11 protein-coding genes and 2 pseudogenes are annotated in these 20,436 nt (G+C 59.8%); 9 read left to right on the plus strand and 4 right to left on the minus strand.

The window, feature by feature from the left end:
• Positions 1 to 143: 143 nt before the first annotated feature.
• The 3 genes from ACP2YP_RS32620 to ACP2YP_RS32630 all read left to right on the plus strand — a co-directional run bounded on the left by ACP2YP_RS32620 (position 144) and on the right by ACP2YP_RS32630 (position 2,540).
• Entirely contained in the window at positions 144 to 659 is a 516-nt protein-coding gene (locus ACP2YP_RS32620; protein WP_426420302.1) for a hypothetical protein, read from the plus strand.
• Positions 660 to 995: 336 nt separating this feature from the next.
• Positions 996 to 1,166, plus strand: coding sequence for a hypothetical protein (locus ACP2YP_RS32625; protein WP_426420303.1), 171 nt, complete (start codon positions 996 to 998; stop codon positions 1,164 to 1,166).
• Between the two features lie 1,005 nt (positions 1,167 to 2,171).
• Positions 2,172 to 2,540, plus strand: coding sequence for a hypothetical protein (locus ACP2YP_RS32630; protein ID WP_426420304.1), 369 nt, complete (start codon positions 2,172 to 2,174; stop codon positions 2,538 to 2,540).
• Here the strand turns inward: ACP2YP_RS32630 and ACP2YP_RS32635 are convergent.
• Positions 2,485 to 3,803, minus strand: a pseudogene (locus ACP2YP_RS32635) (tyrosine-type recombinase/integrase). The gene ACP2YP_RS32630 and the pseudogene ACP2YP_RS32635 sit on opposite strands and share 56 nt — an antisense overlap.
• Positions 3,804 to 4,593: 790 nt before the next feature.
• Here ACP2YP_RS32635 and ACP2YP_RS32640 point away from each other — a divergent pair.
• Positions 4,594 to 8,631, plus strand: coding sequence for a hypothetical protein (locus ACP2YP_RS32640; protein WP_426420305.1), 4,038 nt, complete (start codon positions 4,594 to 4,596; stop codon positions 8,629 to 8,631).
• A 475-nt stretch (positions 8,632 to 9,106) separates the two neighbouring features.
• Here ACP2YP_RS32640 and ACP2YP_RS32645 read toward each other — a convergent pair.
• From ACP2YP_RS32645 to ACP2YP_RS32655, 3 genes and pseudogenes are all read right to left on the minus strand, one after another.
• Positions 9,107 to 9,178 (minus strand): annotated as a pseudogene (locus ACP2YP_RS32645) (hypothetical protein); the annotation flags it as partial.
• Between the two features lie 136 nt (positions 9,179 to 9,314).
• Entirely contained in the window at positions 9,315 to 11,381 is a 2,067-nt protein-coding gene (locus ACP2YP_RS32650; protein WP_426420306.1) for a S1 family peptidase, read from the minus strand.
• Between the two features lie 6 nt (positions 11,382 to 11,387).
• On the minus strand, positions 11,388 to 11,960 hold the full coding sequence (locus tag ACP2YP_RS32655; RefSeq protein WP_426420307.1) for a trypco2 family protein: 573 nt from the start codon (positions 11,958 to 11,960) through the stop codon (positions 11,388 to 11,390).
• 1,423 nt (positions 11,961 to 13,383) lie between these two features.
• Between ACP2YP_RS32655 and ACP2YP_RS32660 the strand changes: the two genes are divergently transcribed.
• The 5 genes from ACP2YP_RS32660 (at position 13,384) to ACP2YP_RS32680 (ending at position 20,430) form a co-directional block, all read left to right on the plus strand.
• Entirely contained in the window at positions 13,384 to 15,567 is a 2,184-nt protein-coding gene (locus ACP2YP_RS32660; protein ID WP_426420308.1) for a multicopper oxidase domain-containing protein, read from the plus strand.
• 29 nt (positions 15,568 to 15,596) lie between these two features.
• Positions 15,597 to 16,079, plus strand: a complete 483-nt coding sequence (locus ACP2YP_RS32665; RefSeq protein ID WP_426420309.1) for a hypothetical protein — start codon at positions 15,597 to 15,599, stop codon at positions 16,077 to 16,079.
• A gap of 240 nt (positions 16,080 to 16,319) precedes the next feature.
• On the plus strand, positions 16,320 to 17,408 hold the full coding sequence (locus ACP2YP_RS32670; RefSeq protein ID WP_426420310.1) for a hypothetical protein: 1,089 nt from the start codon (positions 16,320 to 16,322) through the stop codon (positions 17,406 to 17,408).
• Positions 17,409 to 17,808: 400 nt separating this feature from the next.
• On the plus strand, positions 17,809 to 19,275 hold the full coding sequence (locus ACP2YP_RS32675; RefSeq protein WP_426420311.1) for a hypothetical protein: 1,467 nt from the start codon (positions 17,809 to 17,811) through the stop codon (positions 19,273 to 19,275).
• 39 nt (positions 19,276 to 19,314) lie between these two features.
• Positions 19,315 to 20,430 (plus strand): hypothetical protein, encoded by a 1,116-nt coding sequence (locus ACP2YP_RS32680; protein WP_426420312.1) that lies wholly within the window; start codon positions 19,315 to 19,317, stop codon positions 20,428 to 20,430.
• Positions 20,431 to 20,436: the final 6 nt, after the last annotated feature.

Raw genomic sequence — 20,436 nt, forward strand, 5'->3', positions numbered from 1 at the left:
CGGTCGCAGCGCCCGCGAGTTCCACCATCCTGGCTCGATTGCCGAGGCGCCCAAAAACCGACGGAATTCGGACCGCCATCCGTCCGAAGTACCGTCTGGCGGAACGTCTTTGCTCCGTGTGCCTTCTCCCGTCGGAGGCTTGAATGGCACGCGTTTGGGATACCCCCGTCTTCCTTGTCGCAACGGTCTATTTCACGATCGACGCCCTGTTTTCGACCGTCACTGGACCGATAACGGCATGGCTCAGCAAGAAGAGGTGGCTTGAACGGGTTCGGCGATGGGTAACGTCGTTGGGGCCCTACCAGTCCTTCGCCCTTTTCGCGGTGCCCGTCATCATGTTGGAGCCCGCCAAGCCCCTGAGCGCCTATCTTCTCGGCACCGGTCATTTCCTTCCTGGGGCGATCGTCTTTATTGCCGCGGAAGTCCTGAAACTGACCGTTATCGAAAGACTGTTTCAGCTGAACAAGAAGAAGCTGCTGTCGATACCTCTGTTCGCCTGGGGTTACGGATACTGGCGGCGAATGATGGATTTTCTGGAGTCCACGTCGGCTTGGCGTACGTCTCGCCGAGTGCTCGCCGAAGCTCTGGAACGGATCCGAAATCTGAAATCGAGATTGCGATCCCGATTCAATTCTGTCCGGGCGAACCGGCTTAACTAGCTGGGATGGTGGGGCATTGGCGCTACGCTGGCGGTTTGCCCGGCCAATACCTGGACTTGGTCAATATCCATTCCTTGGCGTCCGCCTCGGTCTCAAAATCTCCAATATGGGAATCGGGCCCATACCCTGTTTTGACGGCCACAAACCAACGTCCACCCTTCATCATTTCCGGTTCAAACTGGGGGAGTGTTTGCATCATCGTCTCAACGAGCGGCTGACGTCAGACGCTGCCGACTACGGCCCGTTTTTATCGCAGCAATAAACCCCGGATTTAATTAGACGGAACCGATTTAGTCAATGCTGCATTGTAATCTGATTTCAGCGGAGTTCGGCTCCATGCATGACGCAGAAAAGGCCCTTCAAGCCGTCAGCGATGCGCAGCGCATTCTGGAAGAGTACTTAAAGCCTCAGCCGCGCAACAATGAGCGCGCTATTCTCGACCAACTGGTGGAAGTTCTTGAGCGGCCAGATCTCATTGCGGCGGTTGGTCGGATGCATGACCGGTAGCATCGCGCGCGAGCTTCAGCCATTCGTCAGCGAGCGCCAACCAAGCCTCCTCATCTGCACGATTGCGTGCATTGGTGGCGTGCCTTCTGCATTCTTCCGCGAACGCCAAGTATCTCGCTGACTCCTCGCCCATGGTGACATTACGCGGGCGACGGCATTGGTTTCTACGACACAAAGCCTTGGCACAACTTGTGCAGATTAATCCTCACCGGGGTTTTGCATCACACCCTCCCGGGGCTGGAAAGCCGCCGCCCGCGAGACATTGAAGCGGGCGGCGTTTTTGCATCCAATCCCGGGGCTGGTGAGGACTGGACTGCACCGACTGTACGCGCGTTGGCGCCGACGCCGTCATTCATATGAACAAATCCTTCGCAATCGCGCACGGACAAATGCACCTGCCGGACTTCGATAGTGAGCGGTAGTGGACCGGGGATGCAGCACTGCACTTGCTGCTTCTATGTTGCCGCCTTGTCGAACGGGCCTTGGCATGACGTGGGACAATCCACCTATCCTCATTGTAAGGAATGTAGGCGGCGCATGGATTTCCTTGCGACTTTGCTGCGGCGCGTTCTTGACGTCGATAATTGTCAAAGGGCAATGAAACCGTTCTTGAAGCTCTGCTCCGTTATACCAGCGTAGAAATCCGTCGGCGTTGAGAAGCCAAGCAATGAGACAGTTGGGAAAAAGATTGGACCAGAGTCCTTCTTATCGTCGGCCTTCTCTTTGCCCGTCCAACGCTTAGTCGACCAACGGCAAGAAGCCCGAGCCGACTCCATTGATCATGAACCAATCCCTTTGAGCGAATCGACGGCAGTAAGCTTCTTTGTTGGAAAACCGCTGGGAGCCACAGCCAAGGCAATATCTTATTCAATCTACCCTAGTTGATTGCAATCAGTCCTATTTGTACGCCCCAGCTACCCGGCGGCCCTACCCGTGCTCTGGATTTCTTGCGCGAGAGCCCTGCGATCTTATTGCCTCCGACCGATCACGGTTTTGGACGGGCGCATGGGCCGCAAGGACGAAGAGATGCGGATCGGGGTATCTGGGTCGCCAGACAGCAAGGAAATGCCGTCTGCCTCGAAGCGTCATCGCAAGAACCGTGGGGTGCCGCCGCCGGCGATGTTCGATATCGATGCGCTACCGGGCAGCTCCAATTTGACGGTATTAGAGGCGGCCGCGATCATCCGGCGCACGCCCGGAGCGCTGGAGCAGTGGCGGCGCGATCCGAACCATCCCCTGAAATGGCGCTACGTCGATGGCCGGCCGCTCTATCGTGTCGATGCGGTGCGCGACTATCTGGCCAAGTGCGATAAGACCACTAAGACGCCTCAGCCGCATAATGCTCACGGAGACGGCCGAGGAGTTCGGCCTTGATCGGGTCAAGCGGATTCGTCCGCTGCAGGCGCACGATTTTGCCGACCCGTTTCGCGCCGACCAACTCCGCAATGTAGTCGTGAGCCGCTTCGAACGCCATCTTGCGGATGATCCACTGTTCGTCGTGATTGTAGACCTGATCGATTCCGCTAGGCTTTTGCCCAACACACAGCCGCTGGATTTCGTTGTCGTAACCACAGCGTGACATGATGGTGCGCAAGCTGCGCCTTAAGTCATGCATGGTGAACTTGGCGACGCTCGCTTCCTTGACCAGGCGGTTGACCATCTTGGTGAAGCCGGACATCTGGCCGCCGGTCTTTGGTGACGGGAAGACATAGTCGGAGGTTGCCCGCTGGAAATGTTTCGCGGCCGTGAGCACCTCGTCAACCAGGTGAGTGCGCGGCACATCGTGGTGCAGCCCCATCTTGGTCCACGCCGCATCGAAGGTGATGCGGTCATCCATGATGTGCTTTCGCCACTCGATCATGGTAGGCTCGCTGCGGCGCGGGCCACCGAGCAGGCACATGCGTGCCAGCAGACCGAAAGCCCCTAGCTTGCCGGATGCATCCCAGACCTTGATGATTTCCTCATCGGTCAGCGCGCGGCCCTTCGTTCGGCGTCCCACCCTTTGCGCGCGGGTTTCCTTGGGCGCGCGATAGCCGGCGAGCACGTTGTGCTCGACATAGCCCTCGCCGACGCACCATTCGAGCAAGGTATGCACGTGCTTGCGCAGGTCTTTGGCTGCACCGCGCTTGCCGGTCTTGGCAATTTTGTCGACCGCAGCCATGATCTGTCGTCGCGTCAGCTCCCCCACGCCGCTCTCGGCGTGATCCTTGAGCCCGCGCCTCAGCGCCGACATTGCTGGCTTCCAGTTGACGACTTGACGTTCGGTCAAGGACGTCTGGTAGGGACCATCTTCAACAATGAGGGTCGCGAGCGTGGTGCGCTGCTTCTCGGCTGCCTGTTGCCGCCTCGCCTCGCGCGGTCCAAGCCCTTGACGACCTCGCCTGCGGCGATGGTGGCAGCCTTGCGCGCGGCCTTCTCATTATATTTCGGCCACGCGCCGAGGGTCTTGCGCTGGGTCCGCCTTACCCCCGGCTTGGTGAAGAGGTAGACCCAGGTCCGGCCGCCGGTGGCGCGCATGCGCAAGGCGAGGCCGGGCAGCTTGTCGTCGTGGAGATAATGCTGGGCCTTGCCCGGCGGCAGCGTTGCGTTGCGGATCACCGCATCGGTGAGTGTCAGCTGGTTGGCCGGCTCCGTCATGATTCCTTCCCTCTCTCTGTGGCCCGGTGTGCCCCGCAAGAAGGGCGGTCAGCCCTCGAACAGAACCGGGCCTCAGACCTTCGCCTTGCCGTGTGCCCGCGCAGGGAGTATCCGCAAACCCAAACAGAACCGGGTCTCAGACCTCCCCCATTTTTGTGCCCCAAGGGAAAATCCACGGCGGGCACAACGGGGGCATACAAAATGTAGCAAGGTCACCTATGGGCTCTTATGGCCGAACAAGGCCATAACCCACATCAATCAAAGGGGTTTTTACATTTCAACTATGGCCGGATTTGGTTGGCTCGGGTCTACGGATTGTGGTTCACACGGGAGAGGTCCAAGGTTCGATCCCTTGTGCGCCCACCATTAGCGCCCTAAATCCAGTCATTTAGAAGACCGTTTCCCCGGGAGTATGCCCCGAAAAATCCGGGGCACAACAGGGGCACACTTAATCTCTCGAAAAGAAATTGCTTCGTCATCGCCTCTCGTCACTCGCCGCCGCGATCGCAACGCCAATCGCGAGACTTGGCCGATCTATCGCGACGGCATCGATGTCGGTAGGATCGCAAATCGACCAAGATCCGCGGATTTGGAGACATCAATACCGCACGCGCCGCCCACGCAAATGGAGGTCACACGTTAGAACCGTATCGGACGCGCCATTAAAATCAGCGTCGGTCACCGCGGCAAGCGAAGTGCCGGGGCGGCTACGACATGATACGTCATCAGTGTCGGCTCAACGGGCGGCGGTCTCGGCTGTGGCATGGTGAACGCGGACGGGAACGCACCTTTGGTCAACGACCCCGCTCGCGAGGCGGCAGCGTCAATTCGCGGTTATTGGGCCCAGATTTGGCGCAGCATTCTCGCCTGGATGGATCTGGGTGAAGCTGAATTTCTCTACCTGGAAGGCGCGGAAGACTTTGATCGCGTCAGTGGACTCACCGCGGAGACGATCCAGGTTAAGGATGTCACAGGCAACGTCACCTTGCGATCGAGCGACGTTATCGAAGCGATCGACAACGCCTGGGCCCACCGACAACGCAATCCCCGGCACACGATCAAGTTCCGTTTCCTGACCACAGGCGGCATCGGCGTCGAGCACGGCGCGCCGTTCGGAGCCGGGATCGGTGGATTGCGGCTTTGGCGCGATTGCCGTTTATCAGATGACGCGGCGTCGCGCGAACGCAGTGCACGGGCGATTGCGGACTTTCTCTTGACCGAAGGGAAGGTGTCGATGGCGGTGCAAGCCCATTTGCGCGGGTCGTCGGATGCGCAGATCTGGCAGCAACTGATCGCGCCCATCGAATGGGACATGGATGCCGAGGAAGCGCCGGAGATCATTCGGGAGATCAAGGACCGGCTTGTGATCATGGGCCAGCCGGTTGGTGTGGCGCCTGACAAGGCGGAAGAGGTCGCGGAGCATCTTTACGCCACCGCGTATGCGACTGCGACGCGCCAAAGGGACCGCTCTTTGACGCGTGCTGACTTGTTGCGGCTATTCCATGATCGGACCCACGTGTCTCTTCCTGCTGCCGCCGCGAACGCTCTTTTCGCCGCGATCCCTCAGCGTTTGGTGCCAGCCGGACTGCTCCCGGTGGCGGTTGGCGGCAAACGCCTCGCGGTCGGCCGACCGCCGCCCTTACCAGCGCGCTACTATGCACGTCAGTCGGTTCTGGCCGAGATCACGACTCGGCTTTCCAGCCACCCGGTACTCCTCCTGCAAGGTGGCACCGGCGTTGGCAAATCGATCGCCGCCATCGGTCACATAACTGTTGGTACATCATCCTGGGGATGGGTCGATCTGCGTGGCCTGTCGGCCGCGGCGGTCACGGACATGCTAGATCGCACCGTCACGGAGATCCTTGCGGAGGATGGGCTCACTCATATCGTGCTTGATGATATCGAGCTGCCACCGGACTCTCGCCCACTGGAAACACCGCTGGCTTGGATCAAGATCATTCTCGGCGAGCGCGGCGGCAATCTGCTCATTACTTCGACAGTCAAGCTGCCGCAGCGGCTGTTGCTTGCGCTGAATTTGCCAGCGTCCGCGACGCTGGCAATGCCGGCATTCTCGCGGGATGAGATCGTTGCATTCCTCATCGCGCGCGGCTGTCCGGAGCCTCAAGCGCCTACGCTGGCGGCATTCGTTGAGCTTCATACCAGCGGCCATGCGCAGCTTGTGCATGCGCGTGTTGCCACACTCGAGGCGGAGAGTTTTCCGACGCCGGACCTGCAAAGCGTGATGCTGACTCCGTCCGATGTCGTCGAAGCCCGATCCGAAGCGCGACGGCTCATCACCGCCCTCGATTCGTCGACGCGAGAACTGGTTTACCGTCTGAGCCTGACCATGCAAGCCATGCCCCGGCGCCAGGTGTTCGCGATTGCGGGCCAGTCTCCGCCAATCGCCGAACCGGGTCTTGCGTTCGATAAGCTGGTTGGGCCGTGGCTGGAAACGGTGGCGGAGGGTCTCTACAGGGTGTCGCCACTTCTGCGTGGTGTCGGGCCGGAGGTCCAAGGCGAAGCATGGGCCACGGCCATGCATCGTGACATCGCCCGCGCGCTACTCGGTTTCCGCACGCTATCGCCCACAGATGTCTCAACGATCCTGTTCCATGCGATTGCGGCACAGGATTGGCCAGCGATCGCCCATCTGTCCTTCGGCATAGTGAGATCAGACAATGACACCTGGCAAGCGCTGGCGCAGAGCGCCGACTGGTTTGTGTTGGTCGGCACCGGTGAAGCGAAGCGTCCGGAGGCCGATGCTTTCTCCCTGTTCTTCATTCGTCTTTTTCAGTTCAGGCTGGCGGCCGCGAACCACGACGAGGATGCCGCGGCGTCGATCATTGCCTGCGTGGACGAGGAACTGGGTGCTACGGTCGCGGGCACGCAACTACGGCTGGCGCGTCATCTGTTTCTAGGTCAGGTGCTGCTCCGCAGCGAGGTCAACCTGCCCATCGCGCGGCTGGTATCAATGGGGCTCGAATACATCCGGCTCAGCGATGAATTGAACGACGTCCTCGCCGAGGTCCACACTGCCGAATTCGATCAAGCGATGACCGGTCCGGATGGGACGCCTGATCTGGCCACCGTAGGCGGCTCGGCGCTTGTGCCACATCTGACCAATCGGCTCAACCTTGTGGAGCTCCTGGAGGCTTGCGAACCGGTGCCTGACGATGCGCGCCGCCTTCTGTGGTTCATCGGGGGTCGAGAATCGATTGCGCAGCACATCTTCGATCGCGTGTGGTTGGCCGAGGTCAAGCTCGCAGTACCCGATTGGCTGGCATGCCGTGAGGTCTTAGAGAGGGCGTATGCGCTTGGGCGGCGTTGTGCGCTGCCGGGTTTGACACAGGGAGCGGCTCGAGCGATTGCGCGGCTCGTCGACGAGAACTTGAACGACCCCGAGCAGGCGCTGCGGCTGGCTGACAAGATGGCCGGTGAAATCGGGCGATCGCCGGGCCAGGAGGACGCCCTCGCGACAATCTTGATGCGCAAGGGTGATCCAGCAGATGCTTTGGCAATATGGCAGGAACTGCTGCCGCGCTGGACACCGCAGGACGAATTCGATCTCCAGCAGACCTTCTCGCATCGCCTCGCCGCGATAGCCGCAGCGCGTCTCGGCAAATGGACCGAGTCGGCGGATTGGCTGCGCAGTGCGCGAGCCCTGGCCGATGAAGTCAATCAGGCGACGTATTGTGCAGGCCTGCTCGTGGACGAAGGCTTCGCGCGTTGGATGGGTGGCGACAATGGCGGCGCGCTCGAATGCCTGACGCGAGGTCTTACCGCAATCGACTGGTTGCCCCCAGACGACGCCGACGAGGGGGCCTATCTGCTGCGAAAGCGGGCCGGTCACACCATGATGTGGATGGCAGGCACGGCCGCCGGGACGGCCCCGACAGAGTTTTCGGAGCCGCCACCGGCCTGCTGCAGCAGCTTGGAGCCGGTCAAGCAAGCCAGCGCGCCATCGACACCGAGCGACGCGATGTGGACACATGTCCTGCAGTTCGAGTTTGCGGCCAAGCTTGGCGACGAACAATTCCGTGCACACGAAGGTCAGCTCAAAAGCTCGCGTTACGGCATCATGCGTTTCGCCGTTGATCGCCTGCGGCTTCATCGTCGCCTGAGCGATCTGGCGTTTGAGGATTTCGTGGAAGTAGTGGGCGATTACACGGACTCCTTCGCCTTCTGCCGACAGTACTACAAAGAAGGCGGACTGGACCCGGCCGACCCGCTTCCCACCGACGCGACTGCGCCTGATCGCGGGCAATCTGACAGCGAGGTGGTTTTGAGCATGATGTTGAATGCGATCATCGCGCTGACGGCTCGGGCTGCGTTGACGCAGAAGGAGATCGATCGCTGGGAAACAGGCGCCGCCAACGCGGGGCTTTCGGATATTGTGGCGCCATGGTTGGCGTTCGTTACGGCATTATTCATCGACAACACGATGGACGCGCAAGTGGCCATGCGTGACCAGTCCCTGCCATGGGCTTGGCAGGCGGCCGCGTCGATCAGGCTTGCGATCGATAATGCTACGCGGCCTGCGGAGCTCCTGGCGGTGCACCAGTATTGGACGAGTGTGCTGCCAAACGCAGGGACCGGGCTCTATGCTCTGGATGAAATCGAGCGCTTGGTAACAGGCGCGTGGCGACGACTGGCCGAGCAAGGGTTCCTCCTGCGCGCACCAGCTGTGACAGCTCCCGCGCTCTTGCAGGCGTGCGCCAGTCCATCGGGTGGCTGGCGCAAGATCGGCGAGGTCTTATGCGCGGCATGTGACGCTGTGCCGGCGGCCGTTCCCAACGAGTTTCGGGAAAGGTTTCGACAAATAACGTAATACAAGGTGTGCCACTGTCTCCTTCCATTTCTGACGAGCGGCCAAGCCGCGCGGTTACTGGCACCGATGGAAGGCGTAGACATAGCCGTCGTTTCCGAAGCGAAGAGTATGCAGCAGCGCCTTGCCCGCTATGGCCTCGACCTCCAAAAGTCCGCGCCGGAGGGAGATTGGTAGGCGTAGTTGAGTGCCTCGCAGGGGCACCAACTACGCTGCTCAAGCCCGTTCCAAAGCGTCCGCAACCGTCCGCGCAGTGCTCGGAAACGCCGATTAACAGAATTCCTCTCAGCGGTGGACGACAACCTCGACAGCGAGAATCCGCCAATCGCGGCGCTCTTCGGTTCTGATGAGAGCCCCATCTTCGGCAGCGCCGAGCATCTCTCCGACCTGCTGTGGGCACTGAGCGCTTGCGACCTTCGTAGACACCCTTTCTCTTGGCCACGGCGATACCCTCGCGCTGACGCTCGCGAATGAGCGCCCGCTCAAACTCCGCAAAGGAGCCCATGACGTTGAGTAGCAGCTGCGACATCGGCGAGGATTGACGCAACATGTGTCAAGAAATTCCGAAATCCAATCCGTGTGACACGGTTTTTGGGTGTGGCATTGAGTGCACCCTAAAGACACTTCCAATGGCAATCTTTTTCGATCGTGAATTGCCTTACCGCTGAGCCTGAAAGTTGCGAGTGTTATTGAAGGCCAAGACCTGTCGTCAGCGGCTTCGCCAACTCGATAGGCACAAAGACCGGGGAAGATGACGAAAGTGGATTGGCAATAGCGACCCCAGTCACTTGTCCATGACTGTCGAAAACGGGGCCTCCAGAAAAGCCGGGCGATAACTCGTAGTGCAGATGCACCTGCCCACCTTGCGTGTTCGTGGGAGCGACTGCTCCCATAGTGGCTGCAAAACCTTGATTTGTTGGAAAACCAAACGCAGCTATTGGTTCGCCTGACGCAATTGGCTCCTGAGATAACTTCGCTGGTTTGTAGTAGCCTTCGGGCAATTTGATCAGCGCTAAGTCGTGCTCTCTGTCCAGATTCACAAGATTTGCTGACTGAGGGGATGCCGAGGAGCCCAGTTTCACCAAAGTTCTGCTGTTTTGACAGCTTTCGCCGTCAAATAGATGCGCGGCAGTGAGTGCGTACCCATCCTTAGATAGCAAGAAGAAGGTCCCTTCGGTTTTCTCCAGTCGGTTGCTTGCCCGAGCGCAAACGACTTCGATTTTTCCAACTGCGCTGCCAAACTCCTTATAGAGGCCTGTCAGGGTCGAATTCGCTTCCGGAGAGCCGGCTGCAATATTAGTCAATGCCGCACGAGCGCCGTCGTCGAAATATCCAGCTGTAAGATCCGCTTGCGGGCGCTGTCCGAGTGTCGATTTTGCCTTCAGCAGATCTTTAGCTACCCAAGTCGCTGGCGCGCCCTGATCAAGAGCCGCCTGATAAGCAGGAACGGCGACTGAGACCTCGCCGGCCTCCTGCGATGCTGTACCAAGCGTCGCCCAAGACTCCGCCTTCAGTTTGCCTCGGGGGGCATATAGGACCGCAGCAGCAGCAAAGGACGTTGCTTTGTTGAGGTCTTGCTTTTTTCCGCTGATCAGCGCTCTTGCCACCAAGGTGTCCGCGACCCCCTTGTAGGCGGCGGCTATGTCGGCAGTTCCAGCAGGAATGCCGCTACTCGTATCGGGCAAGTGCACGCTCGCATACCTAGTATAGAGCTCCTGCGCCGCAGCATAAGCTCTTTCAGCGTTCGCTGTGGAACCGCGACCGAGTTCTGCATGTGCAAACTGTTGAAGCGCGTCAGCCGCGTTCTTTTCAGACGCTGAGCCGAACCGGGTGAATGCAACAGCAATTTCAAAGCCTAGATGCCGGTTCACAATGATTTCAAGAGCAACGGACAAACGCCGCTCTTCGATCGCTTGCCTCTGGCTTTTATGTTTGGCGATCCACCCCTGTAACGCCTTAGCTAAGCGAAGATTGCTGACCCATCCAGGCTTAGGGGGAGGCTGAAAAGCATGGCGCAATGCAGATTCACTTCCCTTGGCAATCGTAGCGATGATTTTCTCGCTCTGGACGTCTGGAACGGCGTCAAGGATTAAAGACATCGCACAAGAAAGCGGAAGCACTTTCATTTCGGCCATGGTGTTGCCGCCACCCGACTCCGCGCCGTCCACGGCAATGCCGTCAACCAGGCCATCCACCGTCAAGACAGCTGACCCGCTGTCGCCGTAGAGGGTTGCGCCACGCATAGTATATAGACATTCCTCAGAGAGGCTCGGCCTCGCCGTCGCTTCTTGAGGTTCTTCGCTCGAGCGGCCGTATCCCGTTATTCCGTGGTCTTGCTCTGAACTCATCTTCTCGAACTGAAGTTCCAGGCTATCGATATCACCGAGCGCTGGATCGAGCTTCAGTACCGCTAGGTCGAGGGTGGGCGAAACGCCATTCGACCTCAGGGCACGCACCCTATGGCGCGTCTTCTCTTTTGGAAAAACAACCCAGGCAAAGTCCTTAAGTTCTGATACGACATGCGCGGCAGTCAGGATTAACCCCTCACTGCTATCGATGACAAACCCGGAGCCAAGCTGCTGACCGCCAGTTTCGGCCGCGAATATCCGCACAGTTGCGGAAAGACTGCGTGTGCGAACTGCCGTATCACTTCGAAAATTAAAATCTGCAGAGGCGACATTCACAGTCGCAACCACTGCCAAGACGATACTGGCGAGATGAACCAGTGCGATCCGACAGCAGGTTCTAAACATCGTCCGCTATTCCTTGTAGGTAACTGTTATCGTTTGAACTGCAGCACTCGTCGCGCCGCCGCCGCCGGAAACTTCAAATGGCGGAAACTTGATCGCTACCTTTCCACTCGCGTCGCGCGTGACGGCGAAATGAACCGCCGCTTCCAATTTGTCGGCGACAAGTGGTGGATTCCCTTGCCCAGCTGCATTTATTGCGCGAGCTCCAGAAATAATCGCCTCTCTCAACGCATCAGCGAGGTGCACAGCCGCGATATTGGATGAGGAGCCGGGCGGAGGCGGCTTTAGGGTCAAGGTTACAGTTGACGCGTATTCGTTGTTCTGACCGCCGCCCAGTTCGATAACCCACAGGCTGATCTTGCCATCACCTTCCAGTTTCATTGAAGTTTTAGCCTCAAGAACCGCACTCTCGAGCTTCGGTAGGTGCTGCCTCTCGCTGGCCTCCCCCACCTGCAGAAGAGCGACTTTCAGCTCGCGAACCAGATCCGTCAGCGATAGTGCGGTATTGTCGGCTGCCCCTTGAGCGAAAGCACTGGTTGGAGCGATCAACAGAAAGGCAAAAAATCCAAAAACTGCGCGCACCGAAATATCCCCCTCGTGGCCGGTCTTCGAAATTAACAAAACGTGGAGAAGGTGCAACCACAACTAGCATCCCAGAGACCGTCTATTGCATGATTCTCTGGGCTAAGATGCCGCCATTTTGCCCCTGCGGCGCTGATGGGCGCGAGCCGTTTTGTTTCCTCGCATCGGGTAGTCATTACGGTTTTCGCGAAGGAAGCTGTGACCCGAGAATTTTCGGCCATTCCGGGAAAATGCGGGGAAGCGGCGGCAGGTTGCCGGCACTCTCTCGTCACGTCGAACAGCCGACGAATCGCGTCCTGGTTCTTCGTAATCGAATAGCAATTGCACATTGACCGACCTGTAGGGCCCAGAAACCAATTTCATCCTAAAATCCTAGTGGCATTGCAGCCCGTGACGTGCCTCCGGCGAGGAGTTCATTAGCGCTTGGGTGAGGGATTGTGGCCCGAAGGGCGGAGACGGCGGAGCGGCTCCGGGCAACGCCTAAGCCCGGCCGAACGGCACGCCCAAAACACAAGTGGCCCTCCCATGGGAGAGTCTTAGCAGTAGGTGAACAGTTTCATCGCCGCCGCGAATGACTAGAGGGTCGCAGCATCTTGCGGAAGGCAAACAATTCGCCCGACTATCAACTGCGCCTCAGTCAACACCTCGACCGCCCGCATAAACTCATCCTTGCGCCATTGCTCCCACGACGTCACCGCTATAAGAGCATGGATGCCGTCCAGAAGCTCATCAACCTCAGCAAATGACGCACTAGCTAATCAGCCACCTGTTCGACCTGGTGCTTCGGTTCACGAAGCACGATCTTTCCGGAGACCGCGAAGCCCGGCGCGATTTCGCTGGAGAAAGCCCTGGCGGTTCTGGGCTGGCTTTGGCGGAACGGGATCATCACAGCCAGACTGGAAGCTCCGGCGGCCGCTGCCCATAGAAGGAACTGAACAACCTGCGGATCGCGCCCTGCCGAAGAAGCGGCGCCTTGCGAAATCCGGCGCGCGACTGGCGATCGTCGACAAGAACTGGCCTTTGCCGGGGCCAAGGCGCCGGACCCGACGAAAAGCATCGCCGAGGACGCAGCCGGCGCGGCTGCCTCCGAACGGCTGGTTGATTTTCCCTATGTGACCGGCCGCCCTCGCGGACCCGGAAGCGCCCACAGACCAGTCATTTCAATCATTGGTCGCATCTGGGGTCTTCGTCGCTGGCTGCGTGGAATGGATTGACTACACCAGAACGGCGCATATAGTATCAACAACAACGTGAGGTCGCTTACGTCTTTTTATTAGTTCGAACGCCTTTTTGAATCGCTTGAATTTGGTCCGCGCTTTCGTGCGCGGCGTCATGCGCGCACCGTCATTTGGGTAGTCAGGCGATGCAACGCTTAAATCCCTGGGAAGCGCGACTTCCAATCCGGTTCGGCCAGGCTGCATGGGTGACCGGGGTCGCCTTGGGTTTCCTGCTTCAGCCGGCAATCGCAGCAGAGCTCGTTCAGCCGCCAATCTGCTCTGAAGCAACGGCAGGACAGCCTGATCTCGCTGGCATCTGCTCCATTACGCCGCTCGGCAATGGCCAAAACGAGGTGAAGATCACTCTGAAGGCAGCCAGCGCCGAGATCGTCATGGGTGGCTACAAGGTCACCTCCGGAAACTACAATTACAACTATCTGACGCCGATCGTTGAAGCGATGCCGGGCGATACCGTTTCGGCGCACCTGATCAACGCGCTCACCCCCAGCGCCAACGGCGGCATGCACGACCACAATGACGGTTCGACGAACCTTCATTATTTTCATGGCGGAATCGTATCGCCGAACAACGCGCGACCCGCGCCCGCGGAGCTTGGCACGGGCGACAACGTCTATGTCCATCTCAAGCCCGGCCTGAGTTTCGATTACAAGGTGCCGATCCCGGGAAAGACGCCGATCCCCGGCAATGACATGATCGACGCACGCGTTCTCGAAAGCACGGGACTCATCCCGCACCCTCTTGGGCTGAATTGGTATCACTCGCATCTGCACGGGATCTCGTCCGATCAGGTGATGGGTGGAATGTCGGGTCTTCTTTCGGTCGGCGAAGCAACGGCCAACGTGAAGGCGGGCTGTCTGCCGGATCCGAACGACAAGGAGAAATGCTCCAACGACGTCGCGAAGGACACAAGCGACCTGAAACGCATCACCATCGTGCGCTATGCGCTGCTCCGCGACATGCCGGTAATGAACATCGCCAAGCTCCCCGACGAGGCGAACGGCCATGCTGCGATGTGGGATCCAGATCCGGCAGCGCGGGATTTTACTCCAGGCAAGCCGTGCGGGGTGTGGAAGCCGGACGGTTCCGGACCGGACCTCGATCCGAAGCTGCGAACCGGCTTTTGTCAGCGCGAACAGACGAAGGCACTGCTCTTTACGGTGAACGGGCAGCGATACCCGACGATCACTGTGGAGGGCGGCAAGAATCTCCTCCTCCGGCTGGGCAATCTCAGCGCCAACATCCCGTACTGGCTGGAGCTGCGGAACGAGGACGCGGCGGACAAGAAGCCTCTGCGAATGACGATCCTCAGCCTCGATGGAGTAGTCCCGGCGATACCGATTGCACCCGGGCAGGCACAGAAGCCAGTGCAGGCCGTCGACTATGACGATGTGCTGATGATGCCGGCCACGCGCGCGGAGATCTACGTGCGCAACGACGACAAGCGTCCGACCCGGCAGGTCTATATGCTGAAAACCAAGCGGCACCGGGTCGAAGCGGGAACGGACGAATGGCCGGAGATCCAGCTGGCCCGTATCGTGCTGGAGCCTAATGCCACTGCCAGCAACGTGCGGATCGCATTGAATGCTGCCGTCGCCACCCCTGGTCCGCCCCAAATTGCGAGCCCGGCCCTGGCGATTGAGACTGCGAAGCTACCCCCGGGATGCATTCGCGATCTGGCCCCGGCGTTTCGTGAGTATCGCCGGGTCATGTTTCTGGATGGCGTCACGACAAGCCACGGGCAAACGACCGATTGGAGCGTTTTCACCCAGATAGTGCGCCCGACGGGACCAGACCCGCAGGACGAATCGATGCACAACCCACCAGCGGACGAAGATCTCGACAAAACGACGGTCGGGCTTAACGGAGGGGGCATCCCGTTCGAGGAATATGTCGGAAACGATGGGCTCGTCGATTGGACGAACAAGAAGCATGTGTGTGTCTTCATCGACAAGAAAGCTCATGCAGGTAGCCACAAACAGCTTTGGGTTCTGTCCAATCAAACAAGCACTCTGCATAATTTCCACATTCACCAGATGAAATTTCGCTTGGCGACAGCCGACGAACTCAACAGCTACTTCATAAAGCCTCCCGATTCGGCGCGCACCTGCGGCCAGGGCGCATGCCCGGCGGATACGCCAAACTATGATCTCTATGACGATCAAAAAAATAGCGACCTGGATCCCGGCGCGACGCGACGCTGGCACGATACAATTCCGCTGCCTCCGGGGCAGTCGGTGTTCGTGGTGATGAGCTTCGATACAAGCCAGCAGCTCGGACGCTTCGTTTTCCATTGCCATATCCTCAAGCACGAGGACAAAGGGTTGATGGCTCCTATCGAGGTCTGGGGTCCCGGGCTGGCAGCGCAATAGCGTCAAAACGCCAAGTGAGGAGGAGACCAATGAGAACGTTGTCAATGCCGCTTCCGATCGCGAGCATCATTGTCGGTGCAACTCTGGCATTTGCGGGTGTTGCATCTGCGGCCGACACCCATGTGATCGGTGTCCAGGGGCTGGCCTGGACCTACAAGGACAAGAAATCGACGGCTTCCACACCTCTCGCCGTCGATGATCTGAAGATCGGTGACATCGTCGAGGTTCAGATCCCCAGCGGCCCTGTCCATCACGGATTTGTCACCATCAAGCGAACCGGTGGCGGGCCTCCGGCCGAGGACAAGAGTCCCGTGCTTGCCTGCGACGACACGACGGCCAAACCCAACGCCGCGCTCCGCGAACTCGATTGCAACGGGACCACAAGCAAGTTCGGCGTCGGGTTCACTGGAAGCCTCCGGCTGGAAGTCACGGACAAGTTCAAGGATCCGGTCGATTTCTTTTGTGCGATCCACAAGGGCCTCATGCCGGGAGTGCTCAAGCTCGCGCCGTGAGATCGGCAACGCTCGCACGCGCCTCTTGTCGCTCGCGCCGAAGCACTTCGCATGCTCGTGCGGAGCGACGGGAGAGTGATTGGAAGATCGAGGGAAAGTCCCATCGCGGCTGCGATCTGCCCGGTGGGCTCACGAATTGAGCTGCCATCGACGTTCTCGCATTTCGTGCGTCGTGGCGGCGAACGCGCGCAACGATATCGATGGCCCGGATGTCGGGTTACTCAAGGAGGGGAAAGTCTCATGGCCAAGGCAAAGACGAAGAAGTCAGTTACAAAGAAGAAGTCAGTTACGAACGCGAAATCGGGCAAGGCCAAGAAATCAACCACCAAGAGAGCAGTCAAATTTCGTCCGATGAACGTTGTTACCACCCCGGGTTCGCCGGCTGAAAAGTATTACCGGGGGATGGCCGCGCCGATGGCCGCCGTTGTAGCGGCGACCGCATCGAAATTCGCGCCAACTGCCGCGCACAATCTGATCAATCACGGTGGAAATATCATCCAGGACCTCGTCTATACCAATTTCTATATCGGTGGCGCATCGTCATGGGCGGCAAGCGACATCAAGAATATCGACGATGCTTTGGCAGCCGCGATGGCGGACACCAACTTGAACAACGTCATGATGCAGTATTTCAAGAACAAGCCGATCACCACAACGTTCGAGCCCTCGCACATACTACCTGGCGCAAGGCCATCCCAGTTCTCGCAAGGCGACGTCGAACAGCTAGTCCACAGCCTTTTCCAGCAGGGCGCGCTGCAGGGTTTCGATTTTGGCTCGACCGTCTTCAATTTCCTGCTGCCGAGCGGAACGATCTTGACGACCGACGAGGATCCGACGGCTGCAATCAGCCCGGTCGGCAATGCCGCCGCCGCTGCTATTCCAGTCGAGGATGAAGCCAGCTCGCTGCGAGGGTTGGGCGGCTATCATGGCTCAATCCATCCGACCAGCAAGGTCACGATCTACTACGCTATCGGCGTCTTCTCCGAAGCGCGGCCGAGCGGATCCGATAACGGGATCGTCGCGTTCGATCAGCCATGGAAAAACATCGTTGCTACGTTTTATCACGAGCTGAACGAGGCGCGGACCGACCCCGACGTGGAGGATGCCATTCGGGCCGGCAGCAGCCCCAATGCGGTCAGGTTTCTCGGATGGACGTCCGAGCAGGGTGAAGAGTGCGGCGACTTCCCGATAACCGAAGCTGGTGCGAATCTGAGCCGCGTGATGAAGGAGGTGAATCTCACCAATGGCACTCGAACGGTGCCCATTCAATTTCAATATTCGAATGCCGTAGCAGGACCAGAAGGTCCAATTCAAGCCCCGCATGTTTAGGGCCAGATGGCATTGTCACCCCACGAAATGACGATGCGTCGTTTCTCGACGCGCTTGGTTCGCGCTGCCGCATCGCAAGCGGTTCCGCGACATTCCGCGCGTGGCAATCAGCAAAAAATTGTTGCGCAACCCGAGGCATCAGCAGATAGTGAATACTATATTAGATTGTGACAAGAATACTTACTGAGATTGGGGACGCTGATGGTTGGGAGGGCAAGCACCAGAGGCGTCGGAAGGGAGGCTCACCATGAGTCTCGGCCAAGATCCGCTTAATCCTACACGCACCCATCCTCTATCGTATGCAGCGGCGGGACTCGATCGTCCCTCCGACTCCGCGGGCTCATCTCCATCCAGCCTTCGCGCGAGAGTGGTCGGTATAGATCCCAATGGAGGCCGACCCATGACAGACGGCGAACGCGCGTCCCTGGGCGACCCCTTCTTCGAGCTCGTACTGGCGCGCGGGCGCTTCCCAGGGACGGCTGCCGAACTTCTCGCCGTCCTGAACGAGACGAATGGCGCACCCGAAGGCCTGCCTGAGCAAATGGTCTTCGTCGTCGCGGAAGCCGGCCAGATTCCATTCAACAGTGCAAGCGCGCGGCTGCCGAGGAGTGTCCGCTACGTCGTCACCCGCGGCCGCCCCGCCAGTGGACCAACGGTTTTGGCCAGCACGCGACCGCCCGCGACCGATCCGACCGCTTTTCTGCAGGTCGCCGGCTGGGACAGCCGCAACAAGGTGTTTCATTTCTACGAGCGCGCAGGAGACGCATGGTTGTGGGAAGGCTCCTCCTGGCACGCTTTCGATGATGCAGCGCGGGGCAAAGGGCCATTCGATAGCCACGTGAATGGCACGCTGGTCATGAAAGAACTGCGCTTGCCCTGGCTGCACTGGAACAGCACGGCGCAGGAGATCCCACTCGAGTCCTTTCCGCCCGATCACCCGGTGAGGACCGATCCGCTTTTCGCTGCCCGCGAGAGCGCGGACATCCTGGAGCGGCGGGTGGTACGCCCGGCCGTTCAACGCTGGACCCGCGCGCGCCTTGATCGCCTGCTCGGCGCGCCAGGCGGTGTCGCGGCGCCCAGGGAGCTGTTGCGCCACCTGCTCGCGGCCACATCCGTCAACATCGTCTCAAGCGAGGAGCGAAGCCGCGGGAGCAAGCCTGAGTTCGGACTGCCGGCCACTTTCTTCTTCGACGTCGAGAGCATCGTCAACCAGCTCGCGCTCGATATCTCCGGACTCGGCCAGGCGTTTCAGGTGCGACGACCGGACTACGAAAGCGCCGTCGCCGCACTCGGACTCGTGCTGAAGCACTCGGATGCGGGCTTCCAGCAGGCCGGCGATGCCTTCTTTGCCTGGCCGGTTTCGGAGCGGGCATTCGAGGACTGCGTGGTCGTGGGCGAGCTCACGCGACGAGGCATCCTTTCTCCCGGCCTTGCGCTTGGGCTCCTGATGGTGGACGCCTGGAATCCGACTGACTCGGCCGCGCGTGAAAGTCTGCTGCAGTACGTCCCCGCGGAGACAACGCCAGCAGGCCAGATCGAGGCCGAAACGCGCAGGAACATCAACAATGCCGCGGCCGGCCTGCCTCCAGAGGCACCGGAACGCATCGCAGCCGACTACCTGACGCTCGACGAGGGAGCGATGCGCACACGGGCCGCCGCGGAGCTTGACGCGTTCGTTGCCAAAGTGCGCGCGCGTCTCGCGACGTCGCAAGGCGTTCTCGATTTCATGCGTGTCGCCGATTGGCGCAGGCGCGCTTTCCGCAAGCGCAGGATAGCTGAATTCGGCCTGACGCTGCCGTTCAGCAACATCGACGAGAACGCGCCGCCCCTGGCAGTAACCAGGGATGCCGAGGTGGTCGAACGATGAGATTTCCGGTCCTGTCGCGCAGTCATCAGGGAGGTGAATATGGCGTTGCAACGATTTGACCCACCGGGTTTTCTCGACGATTTCGGACCGGCCCAACGCGATGCCTGGCATCAGTTCATCTCCGACGCGATGAACTCCGCTCAAGAGGGTAGCGGCGATCCGTTCGACTCGCCCCGGGCGCAGTTCTTCAATACCGCCAAAGTCGAGGCGGGACCCAACCCGGCGTTCGAAGATGTGAAATGGACAGCGTTTCCCCGCATTGTGCAGATCAGCAGCGGCTCGGACATGGAGCGCTGGCGCTCTGCCGATGCCTCACGCGACGTTCAGGACGAGTACTGCGAGTGGAGCGTGACCCGGCAATCCGGCACGAACAAGATGACGCGGGTCACGTTTACCTGCGAAGGGCCGGAGTACTGGCGCTTTCTCGCCGCAACCGATCCGACCCAAACGCTCGCACTCTACAAGCAACATGTCGACGCCTCGGCAACACAGGCAGACCTCTTCACCCCATCGGGCGCCTACATCCTGCGCAACCGCTTCAACAATTCGACCTCCAACGGAGCCATGCACCTCGTGCAGAGAAACAACACACTGGGCGCCGAGATCGAGATCGCGGGCGCGGCAACGGTTACGCGGCTGCGCGCCGATGGTTCGCCGATGGTCGATACCCTGGAATTGATCCGGTGTGGCCGATACGGCGCCGAACAGCGACACAGCGACCCGTTCATCGGCGCGCGCGTGAACTTTCATGCGCGTAGCAAGGCAGACGTCACTGTCGCCAACCCCGTCGGCATCTATTTCGGCGGCCTGGACACGCAGGAATGGGAAACCCCCGACGGCAGCGATCCTGCCTCCTTCTGGAAGTATACGCGCGGAACTCCAGAACGTCCGGTCCGAGCCGTCATCGAAGTGCCGAGCGACCGCGGTTACGTGCTGGGCGATGTACTAATCGACGGAAGAGCGATCCAGTTCGGTGGCCAGATCGCAGACCGGATTCAAATGACGATCCGGGCGCTCGCAACGCGCATCGGCCAGAGTACGGCGCAGCCGGTTCGCGGCTGCGTCGGCGACGGAGCGGGTGCCGCCGGCGGTCCTGGCGGGCCGCTTTCGGTGAGCGCGGTGCTTTCGGCCGGCGACACGCGCGGACGGCTCTAGGCGCAA

The organism is Bradyrhizobium genosp. A (assembly GCF_049949275.1).
Taxonomy (GTDB): Bacteria; Pseudomonadota; Alphaproteobacteria; order Rhizobiales; family Xanthobacteraceae; genus Bradyrhizobium.